This window comes from Slackia sp. (assembly GCF_977041755.1).
Genome location: NZ_CDRRGL010000105.1, coordinates 1 through 6,152, shown reverse-complemented (window position 1 = coordinate 6,152; position 6,152 = coordinate 1). Strand labels below are relative to the sequence as shown.

Annotated in this window: 4 protein-coding genes and 1 pseudogene; 2 read left to right on the top strand and 3 right to left on the bottom strand. The window is 59.4% G+C overall.

What is annotated here, in order from left to right:
• A pseudogene (locus ACWI8T_RS07515) lies at positions 1–431 on the top strand (hypothetical protein); the annotation flags it as partial.
• Between the two features lie 54 nt (positions 432–485).
• On the opposite strand, the gene ACWI8T_RS07510 reads toward ACWI8T_RS07515, so the two are convergent.
• The 3 genes from ACWI8T_RS07510 to ACWI8T_RS07500 all read right to left on the bottom strand — a co-directional run bounded on the left by ACWI8T_RS07510 (position 486) and on the right by ACWI8T_RS07500 (position 4,415).
• Positions 486–1,157 (bottom strand): TorD/DmsD family molecular chaperone, encoded by a 672-nt coding sequence (locus tag ACWI8T_RS07510; RefSeq protein ID WP_449138490.1) that lies wholly within the window; start codon positions 1,155–1,157, stop codon positions 486–488.
• A gap of 142 nt (positions 1,158–1,299) precedes the next feature.
• The gene (locus ACWI8T_RS07505; RefSeq protein ID WP_287538454.1) at positions 1,300–1,881 is read right to left on the bottom strand and encodes a 4Fe-4S dicluster domain-containing protein; all 582 of its coding nucleotides are present in this window, start codon (positions 1,879–1,881) and stop codon (positions 1,300–1,302) included.
• A gap of 11 nt (positions 1,882–1,892) precedes the next feature.
• Entirely contained in the window at positions 1,893–4,415 is a 2,523-nt protein-coding gene (locus ACWI8T_RS07500; RefSeq protein ID WP_449138489.1) for a molybdopterin-dependent oxidoreductase, read from the bottom strand.
• 962 nt (positions 4,416–5,377) lie between these two features.
• On the opposite strand from ACWI8T_RS07500, the gene ACWI8T_RS07495 reads away from it, so the two are divergent.
• A partial coding sequence (locus tag ACWI8T_RS07495; protein ID WP_449138488.1) for a YebC/PmpR family DNA-binding transcriptional regulator occupies positions 5,378–6,152 on the top strand: 775 nt, incomplete at its 3' end.

The following is a 6,152-nucleotide window of genomic DNA, read 5'->3' as shown; positions in this document are numbered from 1 at the left end:
CGCAGAAGAAGGCCATTGGAAGCGACGAGATGCCGTTCGCGATCAATAACTGGATCGATTTTTGCGCGGAAAGCATCTCTGCCGCATGGCAAGTCAAAGATGACTATCTTGCGATTTTCGGAAAGCTGAATGCGGTGTGGCGCGAAAAGTTGGGGAAGGTGAGCGAAGGCTCCGCGACGCAGCGCATCCTTGAGCTGCTCCCGGGATACCCCCTGCTCACAGTGGAAACCGCATGCCGCCTGACGGGCAAGCAGTTCAGTGCGGTCAACGACGCGTTCAGGCGCCTTGCCGACACGGGCATCGTGCGGCTCGTCGACAATGCCGGATGCACGAACGCGCGACTTTTCGAGGCTCACGACGTGATCGATGCCCTCTCGAAATTCGAGGCGGCGCTCATATCGGCGCCGCCCATCTCTCGTGATTGCGTATAACGTTTTGCGCGACGCTTTCGGCCGTGCGAATTTCGCAGGGAAGCCCCGGGCCTTTTAGCTGCGCAGAATCGTCTGCTCTGCGATGGTAATGATTGCCGGGTAGAAAGCCCTGCGGGCGCCCGAGCGAACGTCGTGTGCAAACTCGCCGATCCAGCTCATGGGATGTTTTTCACGGAACGCCTCGGCTGCATTGCGAATGGCCGCGGCCTCTTCCTCGTTTCCTGCGAGGAACGCGTCGGCCTCTTTATCGGCCATGACGCCGAGAAATTCCAGCTCAATGGCGATGTTGTCGGCGAAGTCGACGAAATGGTCGGGCATTTTGAAGCCGTTCAATGCATAGCACGCCGCGACTTGCTGCTCCGAAGGGCCGCGCAGGTGGCCGCGTCCGTTTTCGTCTTTCATTGTTTTGTAGAACGACTCGTAAGGCACGGCGAGCAATGTGCCGGGGCCCACGAAAAGCCGGTTGAAATCGGTTTCGAGCATGAGGCGCGCGTCGTTGGGGGCGGCGCCAGCGGCCTCTTCGCAGAAAGCGCGCAGTTCGCCAAGCGCCGCGACAACTTTTCCGTCGGGGCAGTCGCGCAGCATTTCGCCGAACGCGTCGGCGACTTCACCACGCTGCACCTCTTCGGCGAATTCGAGAGAGGGGCGCAGAAGGCACCGCGAGATAAGCGCTGTGAGAGCCGCTTCCGCGCGAGCTTCTCGGGCTTGTTCTTCCATGTTCGACATAGCGGTCCTTTCTGTATGGAATCGAAAAACGGCGGCGCCAGGCCAATCGCGGCCCGCGGCCCAAGAGCGCGCTATCCTTTCGGGCCACACCGCCGCGCGGGGAGCGGGATGGGAGGCCGCCCGCTCCCCGCGGTGGGTGATGCTAGTTGACCGAGCGCCAGTAGTAGACGTTGGGACCCGTGCCCTGGTCGGCGAGCAGCTGCTCGCACTCGTGCTCTGCGACTATCTTCGAGATCTCAGAGTTCGGGTCGTCCAGGTCGCCCACGACGATTGCGCGGTTGGGGCAGCACAGCTGGCACATGGTTTTCTCTTCGCCGTTCGAGAGGCGGTGGATGCACATCTCGCACTTGTCGATGACTTGCGCCTCAACGTCGAGGCTGCGCGCGTGGTAGGGACATGCTTCGGCGCACTTCTCGCAGCCGATGCACGCTTCCTTGTCCACCACGACAACGCCGTCCTCGCGTTTCGACGAGGCGCCTGTCGGGCACGCTTCAACGCAGGGCGCGTTGTCGCAGTGCTGGCATGGGGTGGGGCGCCAAAGGAACGTGACGTTGGGGTAGGTTCCCGAAGGGGCGTCGAGCGAGGCGTCGGTTTCGCCCGCGTCGTTGTACACGGGAATGCGGCAGATGCCATCGGCGACGTGGTTTTCCATCTTGCAGCTCACGGTGCAGGTACGGCATCCAATGCAGCGATGCAGGTTAATGGCGAATGCATATTTGGTCATCGGAGGCCTCCTTAAGCCTTCTCGATTTGAACAAGGTTGTCATAGGGCGCGAAGTTCGTTTCGAAAATCGCGTCTTGCGCGGGGTTCAAATCCATTTGGAGCAGGTCGCGATAGTGGGTGCTATCGACGAAGTCCTTCGGCCACCAACCCTGGCGCTGATTGACGCAGCCAGGCTTGATTTCTTCCGTGACCAGGGCCTTCACCTTATATTCGCCGCGGTCGTTGAAGATGCGCACCACATCTCCGCTCTCGATGCCGCGATCGCCGGCGTCTTTCGCGGAAATCTCGATCCACGGCTCAGAGACGACCTCACGGATCCACGGCAGGTTTACGTGCTGGCCGTGGGTGGTGAACACGGTGCGGGCGTTCATGAAGGTGAGCGGGTAGGTTGCCGCCTTCTCGGTGCGGTTCGACTCGATGGGCTCGTAGTGCACGGCGACTTCCTCGCCGAATTCGATGAGCGACTCGGTGTAAATCTCGAGTTTGCCCGACGGTGTCATGAAGCGCTTGCTCGTAAACGGGATGTACGGGTCGGGGAAGTTGGCGCGAACGACCTGCTTCTCTTTCAGCTCGTCGAAGTCGATGGTGTTGAATTCGGGCGCGATGTTGCCTTCGATGGTGAACTTGCGGTGCCATTCCTCGATGTCGTATTTCCAGTCGGTTTTATCGAGGATGCCGAATTTCTCGGCAAGCATCTGGCCGATTTGGAAGTCGGTCTTCGATTCGTACATCTGGGAAATGACCTGCTTGCGAGCCTGCACATAGAAGTTCGACCACGAGGTAATGACCTCGAAAGGCTCTTCGTAGTAAGAAGAAATCGGCAAAACGAGGTCGCTCAGTTCGGCGCCGGAGTTCATGATTTGCTCGGACGTGATGACGAAGTCGAGCTGAGGCAGCGTCTCGTGGAGGAGCTTATTGCCCTCGGGGCTTTGCGTGCCCCAGCCGTAGTTGTTGAACCAGATGAGCTTGACGGGGTAGGGCTCCTGCTTCGCGACGAGGCTCATCCACTGCGTGCCGGGCTGCGGGGTCGCCTTGTGGCCCTCGTAGGGAGAGGTGCCCGTTACCGAGAACAGGATGCGCATAAGACCGCCGCCCGCCCAGTTCACGTTGGCGTACTGCTTGCCGACGTTGCCGGTAATCGCGGCCATTTGAATGGCGGCGCGGGTGGGCAAATGTCCGTTCCAGTAACGGTTCGTGCCCTGGCTGATTTGGATTTTCGAGGGCGTCTCTTCCGTGTAGATCTTCGCCAGCTTCACGATGTCGTCGGCGGGAACTTCGCAAATCGAGCTCGCGTATTCGGGCGTGTAATCCTGCACGGAATCGACGATGGACTGGAACGCGGGCGAAACCTCGACGTCGGCGCCATCGACTTTCACGGTATAGGTGCCCGTGATCGCTGCGGTTTCGGGCACTTCGCATTCCTTGGGAACGTCGCCGGAAACGGTGACGGAGGGGTAGATGGGCTTCAGGGAATCGTCGAGTGCGGCGACTTCGACGGCCTTGGTCGCCTTTTCGTCCCATACGAGGTATTTGCCGTTGCTCATGACGAGCTTCTTGGTCGACTTGTCAACCAAGAACGCGCCGTTGGTGGTGGAGCGGATGTAGTCCTTGTCGATTTTGTCGTTGTCGATGATCCACTTCATCATGCCGAGCATGAGCGCGGCGTCGGTGCCGGGGCGAATGGGAATCCACCAGTCGGCTTTGGCGGCCGTGCGCGAGCAGCGTGGGTCAACGACGATGACCTTCGCGCCTGCTTCCTGGGCGTCGAAGACGAAGTGCATTTCCTGCTTGTTGGTTTCGGCGTAGTTGCAGCCGAACATGATGATCGACTTCGAGCCGAGCATGTCTTTCCAGTCGGCAGCGTCTTGCTGAATGCCCATGGTCGGGATCCAGCCCATGTTGCAGCCAAGGTCACCCATGATGCCAAAGTTCGTCCACTGAGTACCGTCGTAGGTGTTCGCCATCATGGCCGAGAAACACTGCGGCACAATGCCGTAGTTGCCGACCATGGTGATCCAGGAGTTGGACGTGGAACCGTATTTCTCGATGTTGGTGGTCATTTTTTCGTGGATGAGGTCGATGGCCTCTTCCCAGCTGATGCGCTCCCACTCCCCGGCGCCGCGCTCGGTGCCCTCGACGCGCTTCATGGGGTACTTCACCCTGTCGGGCGAGTAGACGCGCTGCATGGCGTTGGAGATGCCACACAGGCAAATGCGGTTGTAGCTGGTGTCGGGGAAATCGGCGGGCTCAACCTTGATGATGGTGTCGTCTTTGACGAACGCGTTGATGCCGCAGCTGCCGACGCAGTTTGGTGCGCATGTGCAACGGCCGATTTTGTCGTATTCGGGCTGTGCGGTGCCAACGGCGTTTTCGGATTTCTTGGAATCGTCTTTGCCAGACGGCGAGCAAGCGGTGAGCACCTGCGGAATTGCTGCGGCAGCGGCAACTGAGCCGCTCAGCTTCAGAAACGAGCGGCGATTGATCCCCTTCGAGAGCGCGGTTCCGTCTGTTCCGCTGTGAACGAGTCGGGACATTTCTCCCCCTTCTTATTGTTTGGAGGCCAGGAAGCGTGCATGGCCGATCCCCCTGAACGGCCACCATCCGGTCTCCCCATGTGCCCATTGTCCAGGGGAAAGGGGTGGTCCAGCAAGGGCTTTGCGGTTTAATGAAAAAGCCGTAATGCCATGTCGGAGCGGTGTTTTGAGGGGTGTTCGAGGATGGATTTGCAAACGACGGCTGACTGTGTTCGCGATTCCTTTCGAGCCCAATAAACGTGCTGGGTACGTAACGGGTTCAACGCGTCGGAGCGGAAGCCTGCTAAATGCTCGTAGCGTTTAACAGATTTTTCTTTGTGGGAAGCGGCGGTTGCGCGGTTTTGTTCGCAGGATGGCAGAAAACGCCGATAGGGGGCCTCGCTGCATGGGCCCAGTATGGCATTCGGGGCCCCATTGGGGGCTTTTCTGTCGCTTTTCGCGCTTCGCCGCTCTTTTTCGAGCTTTTCCTGTGACTCCGAGGCGCCCCGAGAGGCCCCATAGTCGCGTTTTCTGACAGCCAGGGAAGAAAACGCCGCAGCGAGGCCCCCTAGTGGCATTTTCTGCCGCGGAATTGCTGATCGCCCAGGCTGATTCGACGCGATTGCTTTCGGCTGCGTCTTCCTCTCGCAAACCTGCTAAATGCTCGTAGCGTTTAGCAGGCTTTTTCTTTATGAGGAGGCGGCGGTTCTCGATTTTGCTCGGAGGGGGAAAGAAGCCGCCAACAGGCGCGAACCACCACTCCGGTGGCGCATATCGTTGCTTCGGGGCCGCGAATCGTTGCCTTGGTGAGTGCGAAATGCCACCTTTGTGTGCGTGGGCCATCGTGCTCTAAGGCGTTTTTATGCAGGTTCGTCGCAAATACCTGCGGTTTTCTTGTGCGCGTGCATGGAGTGCGCTAAACTATCGCGTCGGTATTTTCCCCGAGGCGCGTCGCGCCTCTTGATAGCAAGAAAGAGGCGATCATGTCAGGTCACTCTAAGTGGGCAACCACGAAGCACCGCAAAGCTGCCCAGGACGCCAAGCGTTCGGCCCTGTTCAGCAAGCTTTCCCGTAACATTACCGTGGCGGCGAAAGAGGGTGGCGACCCCAACCCCGACAACAACGCCTCTTTGGCGGCTGCTATTGAAAAGGCCAAGGGCTACTCGCTGCCTAAGGACAAAATCAAGACGGCTATCGATAAGGCGTTCGGCACCGGCAAAGATGCCGCCAACTACGAAACGCTCACCTACGAAGGCTACGGCCCGGCTGGCGTCGCTATTTACTGCGAGGCCCTGACCGACAACCGCAACCGCACCGCTGCCGATGTTGGAGCTGCGTTCCGTCATGCCAACGGCTCGCTGGGCACCCCCGGCTGCGTCGGCTTCCAGTTCGAGCGCAAGGGCCAGATCATGGTCGAGAAGATCATTCCTTCCACCGAGAAGAAGGTTGCCGATAAGCAGAACGCTGTTGACGAGGACGAGTTCATGCTCGCCGTTGCCGAAGCTGGCGGATCCGATTACGAAGACGCCGGTGACGAGTGGATCGTCTACACCGCTCCGAACGACCTCATGGCTGTCAAGGCCGCTCTTGAGGCTCAGGACGTCGAAGTGAAGGGCGCTGAGCTCACGATGATCCCGACCACCCCGACCGAGGTTGACCCGAAGGACGCCGCGAAGGTTATGCGTCTGGTCGACAAGCTCGAGGAGCTCGAAGACCTCCAGAACGTGTACCACTCCATGGACATGACCGACGAAGTCA

Bases quoted from the DNA above. Each gene is read 5' to 3' on its own strand.
- ACWI8T_RS07510 (WP_449138490.1), bottom strand. From the start codon at position 1,157: ATGTCGAACATGGAAGAACAAGCCCGAGAAGCTCGCGCGGAAGCGGCT.
- ACWI8T_RS07505 (WP_287538454.1), bottom strand. From the start codon at position 1,881: ATGACCAAATATGCATTCGCCATTAACCTGCATCGCTGCATTGGATGC.
- ACWI8T_RS07500 (WP_449138489.1), bottom strand. From the start codon at position 4,415: ATGTCCCGACTCGTTCACAGCGGAACAGACGGAACCGCGCTCTCGAAG.